Raw genomic sequence first — 24,693 nt, forward strand, 5'->3', positions numbered from 1 at the left:
AGCCAGCACCTACAAGCTTTGGGTCTGGCTGTCCTTGCGGGTAAGGATCAGGCTCAACACCACCGAGCCCAGAATCACCACGCCTACCACCGCCAGTGACCATTCCACGGGCATGTGGAACCACGGCATGATCGTCATCTTGCCGCCAATGAACACCAGCACCAGCGCCAGCCCATACTTGAGCAGATGAAAGCGGTCGGCCATGTCGGCGAGCAGAAAGTACAGCGCGCGCAGCCCCATGATCGCGAAGATGTTCGAGGTGAAAATGATGAACGGATCGGTGGTGACGGCGAAGATCGCCGGGATGCTGTCGACCGCGAACATCAGGTCGCTGGCCTCGATCAGCACCAGCACCAGGAACATCGGCGTCGCCCAGCGCACACCGTTCTGCACCACGAAAAAGCGCTCGCCGTGAAAGCCCTGGGTGATGCGCATGTGGCCGCGTATCCAGCGTAGCAAGGGGTTGTTGTCCAGGTCCGGTTGCTTGTCCGCGAACACCAGCATCTTGACCCCGGTGATGATCAGGAACACGCCGAACACATACAGGATCCAGGTGAACTGCGAGACCAGCCACACGCCGGCGAAGATCATCGCCGCGCGCATCACGATCGCCCCGAGCACGCCGTACAGCAGCACCCGGCGCTGCAACTCCGGCGGCACCGCGAAGTAGCTGAAGATCATCACGAACACGAACATGTTGTCGATCGACAGCGATTGCTCGATCAGGTAACCGGTGAGGAATTCGAGGGTCTTGTCGCGGGCCACATCGGCACCGAACTCACCGTGCAGATACCACCAGAGCAGCCCCGCAAAAGCCAGCGCCAGCAGGCACCAGGCAACCACCCAGGACGCGGCTTCGCGAACCGACACCCGATGCGCCTTGCGCCCGCCGAAGACGAACAGGTCCAGGGCCAGCATCGCCAGCACGAAGACGACGAAGGCGCCCCACATCCAGGGTTCGCCGATGTTGATGTGCGTGGCTGGCATGGCGTTCTCCCGATCTGGACAGTGTGTGGGTCGACGGGGTCATGCTAGCGAAGGGATAGAGCTTGCGAAAAATCGTTTATTTCGTCGGGATGTTTCGGTTTTTCCGAAGTATCAGATTTCCACCCGGCCCCTGTAGGAGCGAGCTTGCTCGCGATGAGGCCCTTTCAGCCAGCATCGATGCTGCCTGACCCGCCGCTATCGCGAGCAAGCTCGCTCCTACAGGGGGGGAGATGGGGGGGAAATATCGGGGGCAAAAAAAGACCGCCACAACCCGACGTTGTGGCGGCCCGAAGGTGACTCTGTGGATCAGTGTGCGCCAGCGGCCTTGTTCAGGTCGCTTTCCGCCCACTCGGTGTACACGCAGGCATCGGCGGTGGCCCAGCGCACGCGCACCGGATCACCGGCCTTGAGCGGCATGCCGGCGGCCGAGAGCGCCTTGACCGTCATCGAGGTGCCGCCCAGGGTTTTCACCGTGCAGGTCTGGCTTTCGCCGAGGAACAGCACTTCACCGACAATCGCCGAGACTTCGTTCCAGCCCGCCGCCAGGGGTTCCTGCGCGGCCTGTTCAACACTCAACGCCAGGGCTTTTTCCGGACGCACCATCAGCAGCACATCCTGCTCGTTCTGCAACCCTGAGGTCAGGCGGATCGACAGCGCCTGGCCTTCGAACGAAGCGGCCGCGTTGCCCTGGGCCTTGAGCTTGAGGAAGTTCGAGTTGCCGAGGAACGACGCGACGAACGCGTTCGGCGGGTTCTGGTACAGGTCAAAACCGGTGCCCAGGCCAACGATCTTGCCGTGGCTGAAGATGGCGATGCGCTGGGACAGGCGCATGGCTTCTTCCTGGTCGTGGGTCACGTAGACGATGGTGATGCCCAGGCGCCGGTGCAGTTGGCGCAGTTCGTCCTGCAGGTCTTCACGCAGTTTTTTGTCCAGCGCGCCGAGGGGTTCGTCCATCAGCAGGATGCGAGGTTCGTACACCAGCGCCCGGGCGATGGCGACCCGTTGCTGCTGGCCGCCGGACAGTTGCGAAGGGCGGCGGTGGGCGAACTGTTCCAGTTGCACCAGCTTGAGCATGGCATCGACCCGGCGCTCGCGCTCGGCGCTGTCGAGCTTGCGGATCGCCAGCGGGAAGGCGATGTTGTCGCGCACCGACAGGTGCGGGAACAGCGAGTAACGCTGGAACACCATGCCGATGTCGCGCTTGTGCGGAGGCACGTTGACCAGGGATTTACCCTGCACCAGGATCTCGCCGCTGGTGGGCGTCTCGAAGCCTGCGAGCATCGACAGGGTGGTACTTTTGCCCGAGCCGCTGGAGCCGAGGAAGGTGAGGAATTCACCGTCCTTGATGTCCAGGGCGATGTTGTCCACGGCGGCGAATTCGCCGTAGTACTTGTTCAGGTTGCGCAGGCTTACCAGGGGTTGCTCATTTTGCTGCGCGGTCTCTTTGATCACTGCACTCATGTCGTTCTCCTGGCGCTCAAGCGCTGATTTCATTGCGCCGGCGAAGGGCGGCGGCGATCACCATGACCAATACCGAGAGGCCGATCAGCAGCGTCGAGGCGACGGCGATCACAGGCGTCAGGTCCTGGCGCAGGGTGGTCCACATTTTCACGGGAAGGGTCTGCAACGTCGGGCTGGCCATCATCACGCTCAGCACCACTTCGTCCCACGAGACGAGGAAGGCGAAGAGGGCGCCGGCGACCATGCCGGGGCGGATCGCCGGGAACGTCACCTTGAACACCGCTTGCAGGCGCGAGGCCCCGCAGATCACCGCCGCGTCTTCGATCGACTGGTCGAACAGCTTCAGCGAGTTGATGATCGAGATGATGGTGAACGGCAGCGCGACGATCACATGGCTGACCACGAAGGCGAACATCGTCCCGGTGTAGCCGAGCTTGAGGAACAGCGCGTAGACGGCCACGGCAATGATCACCAGCGGCACGATCATCGGCAGGGTGAACAAGCCGTAGAGCATTTCCCGGCCGGGAAAACGCCCGCGCACCAGGGCGAATGCGGTCGGCAGGCCCAGGGCCACGGCGAAGAACGTGGTCAGCACCGCGACCTTGAGGCTGGCCATGGCCGCGTTCATCCAGTCGGCGTTGGAGAAGAACTGGCCGTACCATTTCAGCGTCCAGCCCGGTGGCGGGAACACCAGCCACTGGGAAGAACCGAACGACAGCAGCACGATGAACACGATTGGCAACAGCAGGAACAGCGCGATCAGGCCCGTGGTGAAATACAGGCCGTAGCGCATGCGCCGGCTCATCGCATTGGGGGTCAGGAGCATGACGGCTTACCTCGCGTTGCTGGCGCCAACCGGGGATTCCGGCTGAAGCTTCAGGTAGAAGTAGAACAGCACCAGCGTGATCACGATCAGCAACGCGGCGCCGGCGCTGGCCAGGCCCCAGTTGAGGAACGATTGCACCTGCTGGATGATGAACTCGGGCAGCATCATGTTCTGCGCACCGCCCAGCAAAGCGGGGGTGACGTAGTAACCGAGCGACATCACGAACACCATCAGGCCACCGGAGAACAGCCCCGGCCGGCACAGCGGCAGGAACACCCGGAAGAAGTTGGTCCAGGGGCTGGCGCCACAGATGGAGCCGGCCTGCAGGATCATCGGGTCGATGGCCTGCATGGTCGCCTGCAAGGGCAGCACGATGAACGGGATCATGATGTAGCTCATGCCGATCACCACGCCGGTCAGGTTATGCACCATCTCCAGCGGCTGGTCGATGATGCCCATGGCCATCAGCGCCTTGTTGATCACGCCCGAAGCTTGCAGCAACACCAGCCAGGAGTAGGTGCGGGCCAGCAGGCTGGTCCACATCGACAGCAGCACGATGTTCAGGATCCAGCGGCCCCAGCCACGCGGCACCAGGGTGATCGCCCAGGCCAGCGGGAAGCCCAGCAGCAAGCTGAACAGGGTCACCAGGCCCGCCACCGAAAAGGTGTTGATCAACACCCGGGCGTAGGCGGAGTTGGCGAACAGCTGTTCGTAGTTGCCCAGCCCCGGTACCGGTTCGAGCACGCCGCGCAGCAGCAGGCCGATCAGCGGCGCGAGGAAGAACAGGCCGAGGAACAGCAGGGCCGGGATCAGGTTGCTCGAACCGCGCCAGCGCTGGGCCAGGCTTGGCGCCTGGTTGGCCAGCGCCGCTTTGCCGGATGCCGCACCGAGGGCGCCGGAGGCGCTCCCGGTTGGCGAGGATGCCGTCATTTTCATTTGACCAGCCATTCGTTCCACCGTGTCGCGATGGCTTGACCGTTCTTGGCCCAGTACGCGAAATCAAGAGTGATTTGATCCTTGGCATAAGCGGTCGGCAGGTTAGGTGCCAGCACCGAATCCAGGCGCGCCACGCTGTCGACGTTGACCGGGGCATAGGCGGTCAGGTTGGAGAAGTCTGCCTGTCCCTTGGCGCTGCTCGCATTGGCCAGGAATTTCATGGCCGCTTCCTTGTTTTTCGAGCCCTTCGGTACGACCAGGATGTCGGCCATGACCAGGTTCTGTTTCCAGCTCACGCCCACCGGAGCACCGTCTTCCTGCAGGGCATGGATACGGCCGTTCCAGAACTGGCCCATGCTCGCTTCACCGGAGGCCAGCAGTTGCTGCGACTGCGCGCCGCCGCCCCACCAGACGATGTCTTTCTTGATGGTGTCGAGTTTCTTGAAGGCGCGGTCCAGGTCCAGCGGGTAGAGCTTGTCAGCCGCGACGCCGTCAGCCAGCAAGGCCAGTTCCAGCACGCCAGGGCTTGGCCATTTGTAGAGGGCGCGTTTGCCAGGGTAGGTCTTGGTGTCGAAGAGGGCGGACCAGTCCTGAGGCTTGCTCGCGCCGAGCTTGCCTTCGTTGTAGCCGAGCACGAAGGAGAAGAAGAACGAGCCGACGCCGTGATCGGAGACGAAACGCGGGTCGATCTTGTCGCGCTGGATGACCGAGAAATCGAGGGGTTCGAGCAGGCCTTCGGAGGCGGCGCGCAGGGCAAAGTCGGCTTCGACGTCGACCACGTCCCACTGCACGTTGCCGCTCTCGACCATGGCCTTGAGTTTGCCGTAGTCGGTCGGGCCATCCTGGACCACGGTGATGCCGGTGGCCTTGCTGAACGGGTCGGCCCAGGCCTGCTTCTGCGCATCCTGGGTGCTACCGCCCCAGCTGACGAAGTTGACGCTTTCGGCAGCCATCGACGCCTGGCTGGTCACGCTCAGCAGTCCCGCAAGAAATACCGCGGTTGCACGTTTGTTCAACACCATTTTTACGCCCTCATTGTTGTGTTTATGAGCGGGGCTTTCATGCCCGCCTATCGGGAGCAGTAGGTCCGTGCGGCCAGTGATGGTCGTCCGGTCTATGGAATATCATATTATGGTATTCCAAACTTTGTGCAAGCATTTTGCCTTACCGGCTATCCGCTGAGCCTGATTTTTTTCTTTGATCTGTATTGCCTTCCAGACACACCATTGCCCCCTGTAGGAGCGAGCTTGCTCGCGATGAGGGAGTGTCAGTCGGACAGCTTGGCCTGACACACCGCTATCGCGGGCAAGCCCGCTCCTACAGGGGATAGCGTCGAGTCATCCGGTAAACGCAATACTCTCCACCACCTCCAGGTCATACCCGGTCAAACCCGCATACTTGAGCGGCGGGCCCAGGTGCCGCAGTTTGCCGACGCCGAGGTTCTGCAAAATCTGCGCGCCCGTGCCCACTTCAGAATAGATCCGCGACTGCGAACGGCTGAACTGGCGGGGCGGCTGGGTCAGTTGCGGCACGCGTTCGAGCAGCGCCTGGGAGGATTCGTGGTTGGCCAGCACCACCACCACGCCACGACCTTCCTCGGCCACGCGTTGCAGGGCGGCCCACAGGGTCCAGTTGCTCGGGCCGCTGTATTCGGCGCCGACCAGGTCGCGCAGCGGGTCGATGACGTGCACGCGCACCAGGGTCGGCTCTTCGCGGCGCAATTCGCCCATGACCATGGCCATGTGGACACCGCCTTCGATGCGATCCTCGAAAGTAATCAGACGAAAGGTGCCGTGCACTGTCGGCAACTCGCGTTCACCGATGCGCACCACCGTGTGCTCGTTGCTCAGGCGGTAGTGGATCAGGTCGGCGATGGTGCCGATCTTGATTCCGTGCTTGCGCGCGAACACCTCGAGGTCGGGGCGGCGGGCCATGGTGCCGTCGTCGTTCATCACTTCGACGATCACCGAGGCGGGGGTGAACCCGGCCAGGCGCGCCAGGTCGCAGCCGGCTTCGGTGTGGCCGGCACGGGTCAGCACGCCGCCTTCTCGGGCGCGCAGCGGGAAGATGTGCCCGGGCTGGACGATATCGGCGGCGGTGGCGCCGGCGGTGACGGCGGCGGCCACGGTGCGGGCGCGGTCTGCGGCGGAGATGCCGGTGGTGACACCGACGGCGGCTTCGATGGACACGGTGAAGGCGGTGCTGAACACGCTGCCGTTGCTCGGCACCATCTGCTCAAGGCCCAGGCGCTGGCAGTGCTCGTCGGTCAGGGTCAGGCAGATCAGGCCGCGCGCTTCACGGGCCATGAAGCTGATGGCCTCGGGTGTGCAGCGGTCGGCGGCGAGCAGCAGGTCGCCTTCGTTTTCGCGATCCTCGTCGTCCACCAGGAGCACCATCTTGCCCTGGCGGTAGTCTTCGATGATTTCTTCGATGCTGTTGAACGCCATGATGTAACTCTCGATGTGGGGTGGAGATATTTGTGGTATACCATAATACCAAATCAACGCAGAGGTCACTATGAAGGCGTACTGGATAGCTCACGTGGATGTCACCGATCCCGATCAATACAGCCAATACACCCAGCGCGCGCCCGCGGCCTTCGCGCTTTACGGCGGTCGGCTGCTGGCCCGGGGCGGGCGCAGCCAGGCGATGGAAGGTCGCAAGACGCCGCAGCGCAGCGTGGTGATCGAGTTCGACACCTACGAGCAGGCGCTGGCCTGCTACCACTCCAGTGAATACCAGGAAGCCAAAGGGCACCGCGAAGGCGTGGCGCGGGCTGAGGTGATTATTGTCGAGGGGGTTGCGCCGGTTTAACGGATGGCGGGGAATCCTGTGGAAGGATCTGCTGTTGAAAAACACCCCTGTGGGAGCGAGCCTGCTCGCGATAGCTTAGTGTCAGTAACGAATGTGTCGCCTGATACACCGCTATCGCGAGCAGGCTCGCTCCCACAGTGGGTTTTTCCCACAGGGTCACAGGGTGTTTTCCCACAGGTCAAAGAAGGGCGCGCAGGGCGTCAGCGAATGAAGTGAATCTTCCCGCTATCGTCATTGCCGATGTAGATGCCATACACGCCGGCCTGGCGTTCTTCGATGTAGCGTTCGAGGATTTGCCGGATGGCGGGGTAGTAGATGCTGTCCCAGGGGATGTCCTCGGGCGCGAAGAATTTGTAGTCGAGGGTTTCCGGGCCGAACTGGCCCGTGATCTCCAGCGCGACGGCGCGGTAGATGATGTACACCTCGCTGATCTTCGGCACGCTGAAGATCGAGTAGGGCGAGTGGATCTCCGCGCGCACGCCGCTTTCTTCCCAGACTTCGCGCAGTGCCGCCTGTTCGGTGGTTTCACCGCCTTCCATGAAACCGGCCGGCAGCGTCCAGGTGCCAGGGCGCGGGGGGATCGCGCGCTGGCACAACAGGTATTTGCCATCCTGCTCGATGATGCAGCCGGCAATGATCTTCGGATTGACGTAATGGATGTAGCCGCAGCCGCGGCACATCAGGCGCTCGTGCGTATCACCCGGCGGCAGCTGCGACTTGAGGTCGTTGCCACCGCATTTTGGGCAAAAGCTCGGGCTGAACATGATCAGCGACCTATGCGCGGTTCTTTCAGCGCGATGGGCAGGGTGATTTCAGGCGTCGGCCCGGTCTCTTCCTGCTTGCGCTTGAGGTATTCCATCGCCACGGCGGCCGCGGCACGCACGTGATCGACGCAGGCCTGGTGGGCCACCAGCGGGTCGCCGGCCTTGATCGCCTCGACCATGCGTTCCATTTCCTGGTTGCTGGCGCCGCGACGGTTTTCCTGGGACACCGAGGTCGCCCGCAGGTAGCTGATGCGCGCCTGCAACTGACGCAGCTGGGTGGCCGCCACGTGGTTGCCCGAACCTTCGAGCAGCACGTCGTAGAAGCCCTGCACCGAGTCGATCACCTGTTGCAGTTCGCCTTCCTTGAGGGCCTTGCGGTTTTCCTCCAGGGCTTTTTCCAGGGCCTTGATGTCCTTGGCCTTGGCGCGCAGGGTGAACAGCTGGACGATCAGGCCTTCGAGCACGCAACGCAGTTCGTAGATATCGACGGCATCGTCCAGGGTGATGATCGCCACACGCGGGCCCTTGGCGTCGGCGAATTCCACCAGGCCTTCGGATTCGAGGTGGCGCAGGGCTTCGCGAACGGAGGTGCGGCTGACCCCCAGGCGGTCGCACAGGTCACGCTCGACCAGACGGTCTCCCGGCATGAGCTGGAAGTTCATGATGGCGCTTCGCAGTTTATCCAGCACGATTTCGCGCAGGGTAACGGGGTTGCGATTGACCTTGAAGCTGTCGTCGAGTGGCAGGCGTTTCATGGGGTCCGCTCTGAGTGTGGCTGTCCATGCAAAAAGAGCACTCCGACCCCTTGGTCATCGTGCTCAGTCAATCAAAACAGCCAAAGGTTAACTGGAGGCCTCGGCGTCGGCTTCGGCGAACGCTTCACGGGCGAGCCGGAAACTGTCCACGGCAGCGGGAACACCGCAATAAATACCGACCTGAAGCAGAATTTCGCGTATTTGTTCACGACTCAGCCCGTTACGCAAGGCACCGCGTACATGCAGCTTGAGTTCGTGTGGCCGGTTGAGGGCCGAAATCATGGCCAAGTTTATCATGCTGCGCTCTTTAAGCGACAAACCCTCGCGACCCCAGACGTGGCCCCAGCAGTACTCGGTGACCATCTCCTGCAAGGGCCGGGTGAAGTCGTCGGCGTTCTGGATAGAGCGGTTGACGTAGGCTTCACCGAGCACTTGCGTGCGGATCTTCAGGCCTTGTTCGTACTTTTCGTTACTCATTGGCCAGTGCTCCCAAAATCGTCGAGCCCACCCATCAGGGTGTATTTGATTTCCAGGTAATCCTCGATGCCGTACTTGGAGCCTTCACGGCCCAGGCCCGAAGACTTGATGCCGCCGAACGGCGCGACTTCGGTGGAGATCAACCCTTCGTTGATCCCGACCATGCCGTACTCCAGTGCTTCGCTCATGCGCCAGGCGCGGCCCAGGTCGCGGGTGTAGCAGTAGGCTGCCAGGCCGAACTCGGTGTCGTTGGCCAGGTGCACGGCCTCGGTTTCGCTGTCGAAACGGAACACCGCGGCCAGCGGGCCGAAAGTTTCTTCGCGGGCGACTTTCATCGAGGCGTCCAGGCCGGCCAGCACGGTCGGCTGGAAGAAGCCGTGGCCGAGGGCGTGGCGTTCACCGCCGCAGAGCAGTTGCGCGCCGTGGGCGAGGGCGTCCTGCACATGGTCCTCGACCTTGGCCACGGCACGTTCGTTGATCAACGGGCCCTGGGTCACGCCTTGTTCGAAGCCACTGCCGACCTTCAACTGCGCCACGCGTTCGGCCAGCCGGGCGACGAAGGCATCGTGGATGCCCGACTGCACCAGGAAGCGGTTGACGCACACGCAGGTCTGCCCGGCGTTGCGGAACTTGGCGATCAGCGCGCCTTCCACGGCACGTTCGAGGTTGGCGTCGTCGAACACGATGAACGGTGCGTTGCCGCCCAGTTCCAGGGAGACCTTTTTCAGGGTCGGCGCGCATTGCGCCATCAGCAACTTGCCGATGCCGGTGGAGCCGGTGAACGACAGCTTACGCACCAGGGGGCTGGCCGTCAGTTCGCCGCCAATGGCGATGGCGTCGCCGGTGATCACGTTGAAGATTCCCGGCGGGATGCCAGCCTGTTCGGCCAGCGCGGCCATGGCCAGCGCCGAGAACGGCGTTTCCGGCGCCGGCTTGACGATGCACGGGCAGCCGGCGGCCAGCGCCGGGCCGGCCTTGCGGGTGATCATCGCGGCGGGGAAGTTCCATGGCGTGATGGCCGCGACGACGCCAATCGGCTCCTTGCTCACGACGATGCGCGCATCGCCTTTGTGGCTGGGGATGGTGTCGCCGTAGATGCGCTTGGCTTCCTCGGCGAACCACTCGATGAAACTGGCGGCGTAGAGGATTTCGCCCTTGGCTTCGGCCAGGGGTTTGCCTTGTTCGAGGGTGAGGATCTCGGCCAGGGCGTCGGCGTTCTCGACCATCAGCGCGTGCCAGCGCTTGAGAATGTTGCTGCGTTCCTTGGCGGTCAGCGCACGCCAGGCCGGCCACGCGTCGTTGGCGGCGTTGATGACCTGCTGCGCGTGGGTAGCGCCCAGGTTCGGCACCTGGCCGATCAGCTCGCCGGTGGCCGGGTTGAAGATGTCCTGGGTGGCGCCATCGGGCGCATCCAGCCACTGGCCATTGAGGTAGGCCTGCTGGCGGAACAGTTGCAAAGCTGCTGGACTCATGCCGGCTCCTGAAAATAGTGAGGAATATCACCGCCCCCCTGTAGGAGCGAGCTTGCTCGCGATTCGGTGTGTCAGACACATATTCGTTGACTGGCACACCGCCATCGCGAGCAAGCTCGCTCCTACAGGGGAGGGATTGATCAAGCCAGCGCCGGCAGCGGCCCCAGCTTGCCTTTGTGGTAGATCATCGGCGTCACCGGCTGCTCGGGCAGGATCAGGTTCTTCACGGCGCCGACGATGATGGCGTGATCGCCGCCGTCGTATTCGCGCCACAATTCACACTCGATGATCGCCGTGGCCTTGCCCAGCAACGGGTTGCCCAGGGCGCTCAGGTGCCACTCGATGTCCTTGGCCTTGTCCTTGCCCTTGCTGGCAAAGGCGTAGGCTTCGGCGGTCTGGTCGGCGGACAGCAGGTGAATCGCGAACTGCTTGCTGTCGCGCAGCACCGGGTAGGTGTCCGAGGCGTAGTTGGGGCAGAACAGCACCAGGGCCGGGTCGATCGACAGCGCGCTGAACGCGCTGGCGGTGATGCCGACGATGCCGCCCTCCGGGTCCAGGGTGGTGACCACCGTGACCCCGGAAGGGAAGGAACTCATGACGTCTTTGTAAATGCCGGGTTCGATCATGTCGGTGGTCTCCTAGCGCATCACGAACGGGTCAGGCATGGGGGCCTGGGAGAGGTTGATCCACACCGTTTTCAGTTCGGTGTAGGCCAGCACCGAGTCGATGCCGCTTTCGCGTCCATAGCCGCTGTTCTTGAAACCGCCGATCGGCGCCATGGCCGAGACTGCGCGGTAGGTGTTGACCCAGATGATCCCCGAACGCACGTCACGGGCCAGGCGATGGGCACGGCCCAGGTCGCGGGTCCAGATGCCGGCGGCGAGGCCGAACTGCGAGTCGTTGGCGATCGCCAGGGCTTCGGCTTCGTCCTTGAAACGGATGACCGACGCCACCGGGCCAAAGACTTCTTCCTGCATGATCTTCATCGAGTTGCGGTCGCACTCGAACAGCGTCGGCTCGTAGAACCAGCCGTCGCCCACGCCAGCGGGGCGCTTGCCGCCAATGCGCAGGCGCGCACCTTCGGCGATGGCATCGGCCACCAGGCCTTCGACCACGGCCAGTTGCTGCGCGGTGGCCATCGGGCCCATCTCGCTGCTGTCGTCCGCCGGGTTGCCGATGCGGATGCGCTGGGCGCGTTCCACCAGGCGGCCGACGAATTCGTCGTAGATCTCGTCCTGCACCAGCAGGCGCGAACCGGACACGCAGCTTTGCCCGGAGGCGGCGTAGATCCCGGCGATGGCGCCGTTGATTGCGCTGTCGAGGTCGGCGTCGGCAAAGATGATGTTCGGCGATTTGCCGCCCAGCTCCAGCGACAACTTGGCGAAGTTCTCGGCGCTGCTGCGCACCACGTGGCGCGCGGTGGCCGCGCCGCCGGTGAAGGCAATCTTGCGTACCAGCGGATGGCGGGTGAGGGCCGCGCCGGTGCTCGGGCCGTAGCCGGTGACGACGTTGACCACGCCCGCCGGGATGCCGGCTTCCAGGGCCAGGCGCGCCAGTTCGAGGATGGTCGCCGAGGCGTGCTCGGACGGCTTGATGACGATGGTGTTGCCGGCGGCCAGGGCTGGCGCGAGCTTGATCGCGGTCAGGTACAGCGGGCTGTTCCAGGGAATGATCGCGGCGACCACGCCCATGGCTTCGTGCACGGTGTAGGCGAACAGGTCCGGCTTGTCCAGCGGCAGGGTGCCGCCTTCGAGCTTGTCGGCCAGGCCTGCGGTGTAATGGAAAAACTCCGGCAGGTAACCGACCTGGCCACGGGTCTCGCGGATCAGCTTGCCGTTGTCACGGCTTTCCAGCTGGGCGAGTTTTTCCTTGTTCTCGGCGATCAGGTCGCCCAGGCGCCGCAGCAGTTTGCCGCGGGCGGTGGCGGTCAGGTCGCGCCAGGCCGGGCTGTCGAAGGCGGTCTGCGCAGCCTGTACGGCGCGCTCGACATCGGCTTCGTCGGCATCGGGCAGTTCGGCCCAGGGCTCGGCCAGGGCCGGGTTGAGGCTTTCGAAGGTCTTGCCCGAGAGGGCATCGACCCATTCACCGCCGATGCACATCTGAAAACGTGCGAGTGTCATGCAACGATCCCCTTTATATGGTTTTGTCGGGCGTGCGCAGTATCGAGAAACTCCAGCAACAGCTGGTTGACCAGACGCGGCGATTCTACGGGCATCATATGCCGCTGTTCGGCGAGTACGGCAACCGTTGCGCCGGGAATGCGCTCGGCCAGCTGCCGGGCCATTTCCGGGGTGGAGCCGGGGTCCAGTTCGCCGGTGGCGACCAGCGTCGGGGCCTGGATGGAAGCCAGGTCGTCGGCGCGGTACATGTCCTGGGTGGCGAACAGTTCGTAAGTGGTGAGGTAACCCTGCGGGTCATTCTCGGCCAGGGTCTGGCGCAACGCGGCGATCTGCGCCGGGTTGGCCGCCTGGTATTCGCGGCTGAACCAGCGCGACAGCGCCGCTTCAGCGTTGGCATCCGGGCCGTGCTCGGCCGCCTGGGCGGTGCGGGCGATGACGCCGGCACGCTGTTCGGCGGTGCGATTGAACACACTGTTGAGCACCACCAGGCCTTGCAGGCGTTGCGGGTAATGCAGGGCGAAGGCCCGCGCCACCAGACCGCCCATGGAAAAGCCGATCACGGTCGCCTGGGGCAACTGCAAGTGATCGAGCAGCTCCAGCAACTGGTCGGCGTAGCCGAGCAGCGGCGTGCCGCTTTCCGGGCGCGGGCTGGCGCCATGGCCGAGCATGTCGTAGGCGATGACGCGGTACTTCGTGGCCAGGCCGACGACCTGGCCGCCCCACATTTCTTTGTTCAGGCCCACGCCGTGGATCAATACCACGGGCTGGCCTTGGCCGGTCGCCAGATAACTGGTGCCAGCCGGGGTGCGTTCAGCGGTGAGCCGAATCATGGAGCGCTCCTGCATACCTTTTTGTTGTAGTGACCGACCGTCTTACTGGGCTTTTTCGGCCGCCAGTTCTTCCAGGTCGATGTAGCGGTTGCCGATGCGTGGGTGCAGGCGGCCGCCGTCGGCGCAACCCAGGACCACGACGATTTCGTCGGCGCGCGGGGCGTCTTCGATCTGCATTTCCAGGGTGATGTAGTGCGAGCGCTGGCCTTCGTCGTCCTTGTGCATCATCGGGATCTGGATCGAAGTGCCCGGGCCGCCGCGCTTGTTGGTGAAGCTCAGGTAGCTCTTGGCCTTGACCGCTTCGCGGTAGTGGTTACCGAAACGCAGGGTGTGGATGACCGCCGAGGCGTGCTCGATCTCGCCATCGGCGCCGACCACGGCCGCCTTGCCATAGGCTTCGATCTTCTCGGCACCGCCGATCAGGCCGACCAGGCGCTCGACCATCAGTGCACCGAGGTCGGAGCAGTTGGCGCGGATCTGCGGCTTGAGGTCTTCGACGAAACCGTTGCCTACCCATGGGTTCTTCATGACAACGGCCAGGCCGATCATGGTGACTGGCTTGTCGGTGGCTTTGCCGCCTTCGATGAAGGTTTCTTCGACATAGCTGACGATCTTGCGAATTTCGAAACTCATGAGCTGCTCCGTACGGGGTGAAGGATGTCTGTGCGTATGATGGTATACCATAATACCGGCAACGCAAGAGCCCGATACGGGTTTATGTTGGGAAGGCGACAGAATGCCTATGGCCGTGACGCCCCCGCCCCTGTAGGAGCGAGCTTGCTCGCGATGGCGGTGTACCAGCCGATGAAAATGCTGAATGACGCAACGCCATCGCGAGCAAGCTCGCTCCTACAGAGGCAGGTGGTGGGGTTGAGAATTAGAGTCACGGTTGTGACGGTTGCTAGCAAAGTGCCAGAATAGAGCCCTTGCGCAGCATCTCTATCAGGCGGCTTTAATGGATGGCCCTGGATTGCGGTACACACAGGAAGACTTCATCGTAAAACTGGTGCAATCGGACCGATTGCACCAACTGTTTCGCCAGTCGGTTTTAGCGGTGTTCGGCAGTCTTCTGGCGGTGCTGATGCTGTGCTGGCTGTGCTGGGACCGGTTCGACCACCAGGTCGTCGGCACGTGGATCGCGCTGCTCACCGCCTCGTCGCTGGTGCGCATCATCATGTTCGCCGTCTATTTCCGCAGCCCCGACCGCGAGCGCACGCCGCAGCGCTGGGAGCGCATTTATTGGGTGACGCTGGTGTTGTCCGCCGGCATCTGGGGTGGCGGGGCGCTGGCGGTGATTCCGCCCGGCGATCTGCTGGCGCAGACCCTGGTCCTGCTGTTTTGCGTGGGCATGTCGGTCAGCGCCGTGTCCTGCTACTCGGCCTACCGCTACATGACCGTGGTGTCGATCATCCTGGTATTGCTGCCGTGCACGCTCTGGCTGTTGTTCCAGCCTTCTTCCCTGCAAGTGGGCATGGGCGTCGCCGTGCTGGTGTTCGCCTCTTTTGTGTTCAGCGCCACGCGCAGCCTGTCCGATGCCCTGGAAACCGCCTTTCGCCTGACCCGGGAAATGGAACACGCCCACAGCGTATCCACCCGAGCCGCACAGACCGACGAACTCACCGGCCTGAAGAACCGCCGGGCATTTTTCGAGGATGCCCAGCAGATGTTCGGCTACTGCCGGAAGAATCACCTGCCGCTGTGCGCGGTGATGCTGGACATGGATCACTTCAAGCACATCAATGACACCTACGGGCATCAGGTCGGCGATCAGGTGTTGCGGCAAATGGGCCAGGTCATCAGCTGTTCGTTCCGCGAAACCGACGTGTACGGTCGCCTGGGCGGTGAAGAGTTCGCCGTTCTGCTGCCGGACACTTCCATCGAGGTCGCCCGGCGCATTGCCGAAGAGCTGCTGCAATCGCTCGCCGGCATGATGAGCGGCCCGGTCCACCGCATCTCTGCCAGCGTCGGTGTCGCCGGCATGAACGCCGAGGACCACGACCTGCACAGCCTGATGAACAACGCCGACAAGGCGCTGTACCGCGCCAAGGCGCGTGGGCGTAATCAGGTGGCGGTGGCTGAGTAAGCGTCCTCAGGACTCTTCCCGGTAGCACCCCGGTGTCATGCCGAACCAGCGGATGCAGGCTTTGTGAAAGCTGCTCTGATCGCGAAACCCCAGCAGTGCGCCGATGTACTTCACGCTGCGCGCCGAATTGCGCAGGAAGTTGTGCGCGAGCATCAGTCGCGCTTCATCCTGCAATGCTGAAAAATGAATGCCTTCATTGCTCAGGCGCCGTTGCAGGCTGCGCGCACTGACGCCCAGCGCCTGGGCAATCCGGTTCAGGTCGCTGGGCGCGCCCTGGGCCAGCCGCTCGGAGAGCACCCGGCGCACCCGCTCGGTCATCGAGCCATTGAGCACCAGATTCAGGCGTGTGCGGGCGTATTCGACGTGCAGGACATCCAGGGCCGGGTCGGCGGTGGGCAGTGCCATGGCGCAATCGGCGGTGCTGAAACTCAGGCTGTTGTACGCCGCACCGAACATCAGGTTGCTGCCGACCAGGCGTTCCAGTGGCCGGGTGTCCGCAGGCGTTGGGTAGGTGAACGTCGCGGCCACCGGGTCCGGTTTGCGATTGGGCAACAGCCAGTGGACCAGCCCCAGGGTTTGCGCGACCCCGGCGTCGATGAACGCACGGGGTGTCAGCGACGGCTGGGTGCTGACATCGAGGCCGATCAGCTTGACTGCACCGGGCTCCTGGTCCAGGCACATGTAAAAGCCGTTGCAGATCAGCGATTGGTAATCCACCAGCCGTTGCAGGGCGGTGCCCAGGGTCGGGCAGGACATCACCGCGTAACCCAGCACTTCCAGGTTCGCCGGATGGGCGCGGGCATAGGCCAGCAGGCCGATGTCCGGGTTGCCGGTGCGCGCGGCGGCCGCCGCCATGATTTTATAGACCAGCTCCAGCCGAACGCCGTTGGGGTTTGCCCAGACCTCCTCGTGACTGCTGTCGAACTCCTTGAGCAAGGTTTCTACGTTGGCGCCCGCGTCGGTCAGGACGTCGGCGAGCACCCGAAAACCGGTGCTGGTCATTCTGTGCATGCGTGTTCCCGGCGTAATGGCTAAGTGATGTCGCGAAGCCGGCGCATGATCGCAATAAACAAATGGTCACAGTCGATTAACACAACTGACACGTTCCCGAGGACAAGCGAAAGGACTCCAGGAACACTTCCTGAGCGGTGGGCGAGCGTCGATCATGGCCGCCAGCCTGGGTGGTGGCATAAAGCCAGTTGTCGCCCGGCTCAATCCTGTCCAGGTATGTGACATGCACAGAGTCAAGAATTTCTACAATGAGCTGGCCCAGGGCAAATTGGTGCTGGCGTTCCAACCGGTGGTCTGGTTGCCCGACAGCGACCGGGTGTCGTATCAGGAAGGGCTGTTGCGCCATATCGACGCGCAGGGCGAGGGGGTCTATCCGTTTGCCATGCTGGAACAGCTGCAGTTGATGCGCGAGCTCGACCTCAGTGTTGTTCAATGCGTGATCGAGCGATTGCTGCACAACGAACACCTGCGGCTGGGCTGCAACATCTCCGCGCAAAGCGCGATCATCGACCACTACTGGCAGCCGATTCTGCGGCAGTTGCGCGATGCGCCGTCGGTGGCTGCGCGACTGGTGATCGAAATCACCGAAAGCGCCACGCCGCCCAGCACTTCGGCGGCCATCGAATTCGTGTTGTGCCTGCGTGAGCTGGGTTGCCGGGTGGCCATCGACGATTTTGGCGCGGGCCTGGGAACGCTGGAGTTCATTCGCAAGACCCGCCCGGACATGGTCAAGATCGACCAGGGCTACCTGCAACGCGCCCGTCTGGAAACCAACAACGCGCAGACCCTCGGCCACCTGGTGCAACTGTGCAAGACCCTGGCCCCGTGCGTGATCATCGAAGGCATCGAGACCGAGGCCGACCGGGCCCTCGCCACGGCCTGCGGCAGCGAGTGGGGCCAGGGTTACCTGTTCGGCCGGCCGCGCATCGACGCCCTGGGCGAGCGCTGCCAATTGCAGCCGGGCCTGGCCTGATGCAGCACGATGCAACGAATGCCCCATCAGGGCCTCATATGAAAACCAGCGGCGTCTTTGCCAGACAGGGCGCCGGGCATTTTCAAAGGAGAGGTGGGCATGACGGCAGCGCAGAAAAACCACGTGGACTGGCTGGTCGAACAATCAATGCTGCATGCCGCCCGGCAGCGGGCCAAACTCTATTCGGGGCAGGGCCGGTTGTGGCAGCAGCCCTATGCGCAGACCCGCCCGCGTGATGCCTCGGCCCTGGCATCGGTGTGGTTCACCGCGTACCCGGCTTCGATCATCACCCGCGAAAACGCCACGGTGCTCCAAGCCCTGGGCGACGAAGCGCTGTGGCATGCGCTGTCGAAGATCGGCATCCAGGGCATCCACAATGGCCCGTTGAAAAAGTCCGGCGGCCTGCGTGGCACCGAGCACACGCCGACCATCGACGGCAATTTCGACCGCATCAGTTTCGACATCGACCCGCAACTGGGCACCGAAGCGCAGCTCCACGCCTTGACCCGCATGGCCGCCGCGCACAACGCGGTGATCGTCGACGACGTGATCCCGTCGCACACCGGCAAGGGCGCCGATTTTCGTCTGGCCGAGATGGCCTACGAGGACTATCCGGGGCTCTACCACATGGTGGAAATCCGCGAGGAAGACTGGCCGTTGCTGCCTGAAGTCGCCGAAGGCCGCGATGCGCAGAACCTCAGCCCGCAGCAGGTCGATGTGCTGCGCGACAAGCATTACATCGTCGGCCAGTTGCAACGGGTGATCTTCTTCGAGCCCGGGGTCAAGGAAACCGACTGGAGCGCGACCCCCATTGTCATCGGCGTCGATGGCAAACCGCGGCGCTGGGTTTACCTGCATTACTTCAAGGAAGGGCAGCCGTCGCTGAACTGGCTGGACCCCAGCTTTGCCGCGCAGCAGATGATCATCGGCGATGCGCTGCACGCCGTTGACGTGATGGGCGCGAAGATCCTGCGCCTGGACGCCAACGGCTTCCTCGGCGTGGAGCGCAAGCTCGATGGCACGGCCTGGTCGGAAAGCCATCCGCTGTCGATCACCGGCAACCAGCTGCTCGCCGGGGCGATTCGCAAGGCTGGCGGTTTCAGCTTCCAGGAGCTGAACCTGACCGTCGACGACATCGCCGCCATGTCCCACGGCGGCGCCGACCTGTCCTACGACTTCATCACCCGCCCGGCCTACCAGCACGCGCTGCTGATGGGCGACGCCGAGTTCCTGCGCCTGATGCTGCGCCAGATGCACAACCTGGGCATTGATCCGGGCTCGCTGATCCATGCCTTGCAGAACCACGACGAACTGACCCTGGAGCTGGTGCATTTCTGGACCCTGCACGCCCACGACACCTTTCTTTATCAAGGGCAGACGTTCCCCGGCAACATCCTGCGCGAGCACATTCGCGAGCAGATGTACGAACGCCTGGCCGGCGAGCATGCGCCCTACAACCTGAAGTTCGTCACCAACGGCGTGTCCTGCACCACCGCCAGCATCATCACCGCCGCGCTGGGCATTCGCGACCTCGATGCAATCACCGAGGCGGACATCCAGCAGATCCGCCAGATTCACCTGCTGCTGGTGATGTACAACGCCATGCAGCCGGGGGTGTTCGCCTTGTCCGGCTGGGACCTGGTGGGGGCGTTGCCGCTGCCGGCGGAGCAGGTCGCCGACCTGATGCTCGATGGCGATACCCGCTGGATTCACCGCGGCGCCTACGACCTGGTTGACCTCAACCCGCAGGCGCAGGTGTCGGAGGGGCAGATGCCGCGGGCGCAAACCCTGTACGGCAGCCTGACCGAGCAGTTGCAGGACCCGGACTCTTTCGCCTCGCAGTTGCAGCGCATCCTCGCCGCACGGCGCGCCTACGACATTGCCGCGAGCCGGCAGATCCTGGTACCGGACGTCGAGCATCCGGCGCTGCTGGTCATGGTGCATGAATTGCCGGCGGGCAAGGGCACGCAGATCACCGCGCTGAACTTCGGCGCCACGGCGATCACTGAAACCCTGCAACTGCCCAGCATTGCACCGGGGCCGGTGGTCGACATCATCAATGAGCGGGTGGAAGGGGATCTGACGGCGGAGGGTGAGTTCACCATCTGCCTGGAGGCTTACGAGGGGCTGGCGCTGCGGGTGGTCATCTGATCCGTATTTTCCTGTGTGATCTGCGCCTGTTATGTACGGGCGCTGCGGCTCACAATGGGGCCACGAATCACAGCTAACCAGGAGGCCGTCATGGCCAAGATGTCTCTGTTCCTCGGCGGGTTTCTCGTACTGACCCTGTTAATTGGCGCGCTGGCGACGATCTCTCCGGTTTGATTTGCTGACGCCTTGACTGCACTCAAACTGTGGGAGCGAGCCTGCTCGCGATGAGGGTGAACGATAACGCGCAGAGTCAGACAGCTCGCGTTGTTAGTGAGTCCATCGCGAGCAGGCTCGCTCCCACAGATAAAGCAGATACAACGCCTCCAGCGAGGAGGCGTTGTTTCAAGTCATCACTTCAGATCAAACCGATCCAGGTTCATCACCTTGGTCCAGGCGGCGACGAAGTCCTTGACGAATTTGTCCTTGGAATCGCGGCTGGCATAGACCTCGGCCAACGCGCGCAATTGCGCGTGGGAGCCGAAGACCAGGTCAACCCGCGTGCCGGTCCATTTCACCTGGCCGGTTTTGCGGTCGCGTGCTTCAAACGTTTCATTGCTGCTTGAGGTGGGTTTCCATTCCACGCCCATGTCGAGCAGGTTTGCGAAGAAGTCGTTGGTCAGTTTGTCCTTCTCGGTAGTGAACACGCCATGTCGGGTCTGCCCGACGTTGGTGTCCAGCACCCGCAGGCCACCGACCAGAGCCGTCATCTCCGGAGCCGTGAGGGTCAGCAATTGCGCCTTGTCGACCAGCAAATGTTCATCCGATACCGTAAAGCGGCCCTTGGTGTAGTTGCGGAAGCCATCGGCAATCGGTTCGAGGAAGCCGAACGACTCGACATCGGTCTGTTCCTGGGTCGCGTCCATCCGCCCCGGCGTGAACGCCACCGTCACGTTGTGCCCGGCATTTTTCGCCGCCTGTTCAACCGCGGCACTGCCAGCCAGCACGATCAGGTCGGCCAGGGAAATTTTCTTGCCGCCGGCCGCGCCATTGAACTCGCCCTGGATGCTTTCCAGTTTCGCCAGCACTTCGCCCAACTGCTCGGGCTGGTTGGCTTCCCAGAATTTCTGTGGCGCCAGACGCAGGCGCCCGCCATTAGCGCCGCCGCGTTTGTCCGAGCCACGGAAGGTCGAGGCGGCCGCCCAGGCGGTGGACACCAGTTGTGCAATGCTCAGGCCCGAGGCAAGCACTTTGCTCTTGAGCGCCGCGACGTCGGCATCGTTGACCAGTTCATGATCGACTTCGGGAATCGGGTCCTGCCACAGCAGCACTTCATTGGGCATTTCCGGGCCGAGGTAGCGCGACAGCGGGCCCATGTCACGGTGGATCAGCTTGTACCAGGCGCGGGCGAAGGCGTCGGCGAGCTGGTCGGGGTTGGCCAGGAAGCGCCGCGAGATCGGCTCGTAGATCGGGTCGAAGCGCAGCGCCAGGTCGGAGGTGAGCATCCGTGGCGTCTGGCGTTTGTTCGGGTCGTGGGCATCGGGAATCATCCCGGCGCCGGCACCGTTTTTCGGGATCCACTGGTTAGCGCCCGCCGGGCTCTTGGTCAGTTCCCACTCGAAGCCGAACAGGTTCTCGAAAAAGTTGTTGCTCCACTTGGTCGGGGTAGTGGTCCAGGTCACTTCCAGGCCACTGGTGATGGTGTCCGGACCCTTGCCGGTGCCAAAACTGTTTTTCCAGCCCAGGCCCTGCAGTTCCAGGCCGGCGGCTTCCGGCTCGGGGCCGACGTTATCAGCAGGACCTGCGCCGTGGGTTTTTCCGAACGCATGACCGCCGGCGATCAGCGCCACGGTTTCCTCGTCGTTCATGGCCATGCGGCCGAAGGTTTCGCGAATGTCCTTGCCGGACGCCACCGGGTCGGGATTGCCTTCGGGGCCTTCGGGGTTAACGTAAATCAGGCCCATCTGCACCGCGGCCAGCGGGTTTTCCAGGTTGCGGCCATGGTCGGTGCGGCTGTCCTCGTTGCGCCCAGGCTCGGCCACCAGCGGCACGTCGCCCGGCGGCTGCACCGCTTCCTTGCCTTTGCCGTAGCGGGTGTCGCCGCCCAGCCAGGTGGTCTCCGAACCCCAGTAGACGTCTTCGTCCGGTTCCCAGACGTCAGGTCGTCCGCCGGAAAAACCGAAGGTCTTGAAGCCCATGGATTCCAGGGCGACGTTGCCGGTCAGGACGATCAGGTCGGCCCAGGACAGGTTGCGCCCGTACTTTTGCTTGATCGGCCACAGCAGGCGGCGCGCCTTGTCCAGGCTGACGTTGTCCGGCCAGCTGTTGAGCGGGGCGTAGCGTTGCTGGCCGGAACCGGCACCGCCGCGCCCGTCACCGGTGCGATAGGTGCCGGCGGCGTGCCAGGCCATGCGCACGAACAGCGGCCCATAGTGACCGAAGTCGGCCGGCCACCAGTCCTGCGATTGGGTCATCAGTGCCGTCAGGTCGCGCTTGACCGCGGCGAAGTCGAGTTCTTTGAAAGCTTTGGCGTAGTCGAAGCCCTCGTCCATGGGGTCGGAGAGGGACGAGTGCTGATGCAGGATCCTCAGATTCAACTGGTTCGGCCACCAGTCACGGTTGGTCGTGCCACCGCCTGCAGCGTGGTTGAAGGGGCATTTCGATTCATTTGCCATGTGCGAGATACCTTTGGTCGTGTTCGTCCGGCTATCGGGCCCGAAATGGGCGTTAAACAGCGACGAGCGGATCGAATACCGCAGGCTTCAAGACCAGCAGGCGGGCCGTATCGGCATGCCGACGCGGTCAGGGATCTGGTCGGGCGTGGGGCTCGTTCCGGTCTCCTTTTCAGCGCTAATCCGGCCGGCTTATGGTGCCAGCGCAGACTAAGGGTAGACCCGAGTGGGGGAGTCAGCTAATAGCCGCAGTGTTGCACGCCCATAGAGAGAATCTCTGGACTAATACCTTGAGATAAAGCGCTTTTGGCCACGCCCTTCTATATAGTGGCTCAATAATATCAATCATAAAAAGTGTCAGCCGGATCGGTGCACAAACCGTTAAGGATCCGTGTTGGTGAACGCTCTGCCCACTTGAGAATGTCTATGCCTAATCGCTCCTTGCACTTCAAGTTATTCTGGACGGCTCTGATCGGAACCGTCGTCGTCATGGCCCTGTTGCTGGGCTCTATCGCTTACATCGCTTATGGCAACTCGGTAAAGGATTCCACCGCGCTGGTCGACACCATCGTCAAGGCCAATGCCAAGGAAGTCGAGGTCGAACTGGGCGTCGGTTTCACCGTGGCCGAATCGCTGGCCAGCGCTGCGACCGCGATGCAGCAACAGCGGGTCGAGCGCAAGTCGGCCGACGCCGTAACCCGCCAGATGCTGGAGGCCAACCCGCAATTGCTGGGCCTGGGCCAGTACTGGGAGCCCAACGCGTTCGACGGCAAGGACAGTGAGTTCGTCAACCAGCCCAACCACGATGCTACCGGCCGTTTCCTCACCTACTGGAACCGTGGCAGTGGTTCGGTGAAGTCTGAAGTGCTGGTCGGTTATGTGCCGGAGAACGCCGACAACCAGTATTACTACCGACCGTTGAAAAGCCGCCAGCCCTGGGCGTCCGAACCCTATGTCTACAGCACCGGCAATGGCCAGAAAACCCTGCTGGTGTCGATCGTCGCGCCGCTGTTGCAGGACGGCAAGGCGGTGGGGGTCGCGGGCGTCGACATTCCCCTGGAAAGCATCAAGAAGCAACTGGCCAGGATCGACGCTTACAAAGGTTACGGTGCGTTGATCTCCACCGACGGCCTGTACGCCAGCCATCCGGACGACAAGCGCCTGGGCGAGCCGGCCGACGACCTGCCGAGCGCTGCGAAAGAGGCGATCAAGGCCGGGCAGCCCTACAGCTTCCAGCACGATGGCTGGGGCTACGTGCTGCGACCGGTGCACATCGGCAAGGCCCCCAATAACTGGGCCCTGATGGTGGCCTATCCGCTGGCCGAGGCCATGGCCGGGATCAACCACTTTCTCTGGACGGCGGTGATCATCGGCCTGGTGGCGCTGCTGGTGCTGGCCGTTGTGCTGTGGCATTTGCTGGCCTGGCAGATCCGTCCGTTGTCGGGCTTGACCACCGGCATCCAGGCCTGGGGAGGCGAGCTGGGCTTGCGCTTCGAGCAACGCAGCGGCGATGAAACCGGCAAGCTCGCCGGTGCATTCAACCAGTTCATCCAGCGCCTGGGCGATCTGGTCGGTTCGATCCGCCACAGCAGCGGCGCGCTGATGCAAATCTCCGATCACCTGGGCGATACCACCCAGGCGGTGGCCGAGCGGGCCACGTCGCAACACACCGCCACCGAGGAAATGGCCAGCGGCGTCACCGCCCTGGCGCACTCGGTGACCGAGATGTCGCAACAGGCCGAAGACGTCGAGCAACTGGCGCGCAACACCGAAGAGCTGACCAAGCACATCGCTGGCGACATGAGCCAGACCCTGGCCGGTATCAACCACATCGACCAGACCATGGACGTCGTCGCCGGCGCCGTGGGCGACCTGGAAAAACGCTCGCAGCAGATCGCCGGAATCATCGCGGTGATCCGCAGCATCGCCGACCAGACCAACCTGCTGGCGCTGAACGCGGCGATCGAGGCGGCGCGGGCAGGGGAGCAGGGTCGTGGTTTCGCCGTGGTGGCCGATGAAGTGCGGCAACTGGCCGAACGCACCAGCCGCTCCACCGGTGAAATCGGCGAGATGATCGGCGCCATCGGCTCGGACGTGCGCAACACCGTGGCCAATGTCCAGCAGGTCGGCGAAGCGGTGCGCGAAGGCGTGGTGCAACTGACCACCTCGGCCGAAGGCGTCGAGCAGATTCGCCAGCATGCCCAGGATATTCTCACGCGTATCAGCGAAGTGGCGCGCCAGACCCAGAGCCAGGCGGCGACCGGCGAGCAGTTGTCGGTGGCGATCCAGGGTGTCAGCCGCATTTCCGAACAGAACGACCAGGCGATCCGCAGCCTGCTCGATCAGTCGGTGCGATTGCGTGATCAGGCCGGTTCCCTGAACCAGCAACTGACTCAGTTCAGGGATTGAGTCGATGGCGGAGGC

General features: G+C 63.2%; 21 protein-coding genes. 5 read left to right on the forward strand and 16 right to left on the reverse strand.

Annotation, left to right across the window (positions count from 1 at the left end; all coding sequences use genetic code 11):
- Nucleotides 1-9: 9 nt before the first annotated feature.
- The 6 genes from ABVN20_RS03805 to ribBA all read right to left on the reverse strand — a co-directional run bounded on the left by ABVN20_RS03805 (nt 10) and on the right by ribBA (nt 6,657).
- Entirely contained in the window at nt 10-987 is a 978-nt protein-coding gene (locus ABVN20_RS03805; RefSeq protein ID WP_368554160.1) for a TerC family protein, read from the reverse strand.
- A 306-nt stretch (nt 988-1,293) separates the two neighbouring features.
- The gene (locus ABVN20_RS03810) at nt 1,294-2,448 is read right to left on the reverse strand and encodes an ABC transporter ATP-binding protein (RefSeq protein ID WP_368554161.1); all 1,155 of its coding nucleotides are present in this window, start codon (nt 2,446-2,448) and stop codon (nt 1,294-1,296) included.
- Between the two features lie 16 nt (nt 2,449-2,464).
- The gene (locus ABVN20_RS03815) at nt 2,465-3,274 is read right to left on the reverse strand and encodes an ABC transporter permease (protein ID WP_368554162.1); all 810 of its coding nucleotides are present in this window, start codon (nt 3,272-3,274) and stop codon (nt 2,465-2,467) included.
- 6 nt (nt 3,275-3,280) lie between these two features.
- On the reverse strand, nt 3,281-4,210 hold the full coding sequence (locus ABVN20_RS03820) for an ABC transporter permease (protein WP_368554163.1): 930 nt from the start codon (nt 4,208-4,210) through the stop codon (nt 3,281-3,283).
- On the reverse strand, nt 4,207-5,232 hold the full coding sequence (locus tag ABVN20_RS03825) for an ABC transporter substrate-binding protein (RefSeq protein ID WP_368554164.1): 1,026 nt from the start codon (nt 5,230-5,232) through the stop codon (nt 4,207-4,209). The genes ABVN20_RS03820 and ABVN20_RS03825 overlap by 4 nt, the downstream gene beginning before the upstream one ends.
- A 315-nt stretch (nt 5,233-5,547) precedes the next feature.
- Complete coding sequence (ribBA, locus tag ABVN20_RS03830; RefSeq protein WP_368554165.1) at nt 5,548-6,657, reverse strand: bifunctional 3,4-dihydroxy-2-butanone-4-phosphate synthase/GTP cyclohydrolase II; 1,110 nt, start codon at nt 6,655-6,657, stop codon at nt 5,548-5,550.
- A 70-nt stretch (nt 6,658-6,727) separates the two neighbouring features.
- Between ribBA and ABVN20_RS03835 the strand changes: the two genes are divergently transcribed.
- On the forward strand, nt 6,728-7,024 hold the full coding sequence (locus tag ABVN20_RS03835) for a DUF1330 domain-containing protein (RefSeq protein WP_368554166.1): 297 nt from the start codon (nt 6,728-6,730) through the stop codon (nt 7,022-7,024).
- Nucleotides 7,025-7,224: 200 nt separating this feature from the next.
- Here the strand turns inward: ABVN20_RS03835 and ABVN20_RS03840 are convergent, their stop codons facing one another.
- The 8 genes from ABVN20_RS03840 to ABVN20_RS03875 all read right to left on the reverse strand — a co-directional run bounded on the left by ABVN20_RS03840 (nt 7,225) and on the right by ABVN20_RS03875 (nt 14,075).
- Nucleotides 7,225-7,788 (reverse strand): NUDIX hydrolase, encoded by a 564-nt coding sequence (locus ABVN20_RS03840; protein WP_368554167.1) that lies wholly within the window; start codon nt 7,786-7,788, stop codon nt 7,225-7,227.
- 2 nt (nt 7,789-7,790) lie between these two features.
- Nucleotides 7,791-8,543 carry a GntR family transcriptional regulator gene (locus tag ABVN20_RS03845; RefSeq protein WP_368554168.1) on the reverse strand — a complete coding sequence of 251 codons (753 nt, stop codon included), beginning with the start codon at nt 8,541-8,543 and terminating at the stop codon, nt 7,791-7,793.
- An 87-nt stretch (nt 8,544-8,630) separates the two neighbouring features.
- Nucleotides 8,631-9,020: a carboxymuconolactone decarboxylase family protein gene (locus tag ABVN20_RS03850; protein WP_368554169.1), complete on the reverse strand. Its 390-nt coding sequence runs from the start codon at nt 9,018-9,020 to the stop codon at nt 8,631-8,633.
- Nucleotides 9,017-10,492 (reverse strand): NAD-dependent succinate-semialdehyde dehydrogenase, encoded by a 1,476-nt coding sequence (locus tag ABVN20_RS03855; RefSeq protein ID WP_368554170.1) that lies wholly within the window; start codon nt 10,490-10,492, stop codon nt 9,017-9,019. The genes ABVN20_RS03850 and ABVN20_RS03855 overlap by 4 nt, the downstream gene beginning before the upstream one ends.
- A 140-nt stretch (nt 10,493-10,632) precedes the next feature.
- Nucleotides 10,633-11,118 carry a flavin reductase family protein gene (locus tag ABVN20_RS03860; protein WP_368554171.1) on the reverse strand — a complete coding sequence of 162 codons (486 nt, stop codon included), beginning with the start codon at nt 11,116-11,118 and terminating at the stop codon, nt 10,633-10,635.
- Between the two features lie 12 nt (nt 11,119-11,130).
- On the reverse strand, nt 11,131-12,612 hold the full coding sequence (locus tag ABVN20_RS03865; RefSeq protein WP_368554172.1) for an aldehyde dehydrogenase: 1,482 nt from the start codon (nt 12,610-12,612) through the stop codon (nt 11,131-11,133).
- Nucleotides 12,609-13,442 carry an alpha/beta fold hydrolase gene (locus ABVN20_RS03870; protein ID WP_368554173.1) on the reverse strand — a complete coding sequence of 278 codons (834 nt, stop codon included), beginning with the start codon at nt 13,440-13,442 and terminating at the stop codon, nt 12,609-12,611. Before ABVN20_RS03870 ends, ABVN20_RS03865 begins: the two co-directional genes overlap by 4 nt.
- 42 nt (nt 13,443-13,484) lie before the next feature.
- Entirely contained in the window at nt 13,485-14,075 is a 591-nt protein-coding gene (locus ABVN20_RS03875) for an amino acid synthesis family protein (protein ID WP_368554174.1), read from the reverse strand.
- Nucleotides 14,076-14,397: 322 nt separating this feature from the next.
- Here ABVN20_RS03875 and ABVN20_RS03880 point away from each other — a divergent pair, with 322 nt between their 5' ends.
- The gene (locus tag ABVN20_RS03880) at nt 14,398-15,525 is read left to right on the forward strand and encodes a GGDEF domain-containing protein (protein ID WP_368554175.1); all 1,128 of its coding nucleotides are present in this window, start codon (nt 14,398-14,400) and stop codon (nt 15,523-15,525) included.
- Nucleotides 15,526-15,531: 6 nt separating this feature from the next.
- On the opposite strand, the gene ABVN20_RS03885 is transcribed toward ABVN20_RS03880, so the two are convergent.
- Nucleotides 15,532-16,536, reverse strand: a complete 1,005-nt coding sequence (locus ABVN20_RS03885; RefSeq protein ID WP_368554176.1) for an AraC family transcriptional regulator ligand-binding domain-containing protein — start codon at nt 16,534-16,536, stop codon at nt 15,532-15,534.
- A gap of 223 nt (nt 16,537-16,759) precedes the next feature.
- On the opposite strand from ABVN20_RS03885, the gene ABVN20_RS03890 reads away from it, so the two are divergent.
- Together ABVN20_RS03890 and treS are read left to right on the forward strand one after the other, a co-directional pair.
- Entirely contained in the window at nt 16,760-17,509 is a 750-nt protein-coding gene (locus ABVN20_RS03890) for an EAL domain-containing protein (RefSeq protein ID WP_368554177.1), read from the forward strand.
- 99 nt (nt 17,510-17,608) lie between these two features.
- Complete coding sequence (gene treS / locus ABVN20_RS03895; RefSeq protein ID WP_368554178.1) at nt 17,609-19,660, forward strand: maltose alpha-D-glucosyltransferase; 2,052 nt, start codon at nt 17,609-17,611, stop codon at nt 19,658-19,660.
- Nucleotides 19,661-20,010: 350 nt separating this feature from the next.
- On the opposite strand, the gene katG is transcribed toward treS, so the two are convergent.
- The gene (katG, locus tag ABVN20_RS03900; protein ID WP_368554179.1) at nt 20,011-22,272 is read right to left on the reverse strand and encodes a catalase/peroxidase HPI; all 2,262 of its coding nucleotides are present in this window, start codon (nt 22,270-22,272) and stop codon (nt 20,011-20,013) included.
- A gap of 423 nt (nt 22,273-22,695) precedes the next feature.
- Here katG and ABVN20_RS03905 point away from each other — a divergent pair, with 423 nt between their 5' ends.
- Nucleotides 22,696-24,678 carry a methyl-accepting chemotaxis protein gene (locus tag ABVN20_RS03905; RefSeq protein WP_368554180.1) on the forward strand — a complete coding sequence of 661 codons (1,983 nt, stop codon included), beginning with the start codon at nt 22,696-22,698 and terminating at the stop codon, nt 24,676-24,678.
- The last annotated feature ends 15 nt before the right edge of the window (nt 24,679-24,693 follow it).

The sequence above is a fragment of the Pseudomonas sp. MYb118 genome (assembly GCF_040947875.1).
GTDB lineage: Bacteria > Pseudomonadota > Gammaproteobacteria > Pseudomonadales > Pseudomonadaceae > Aquipseudomonas.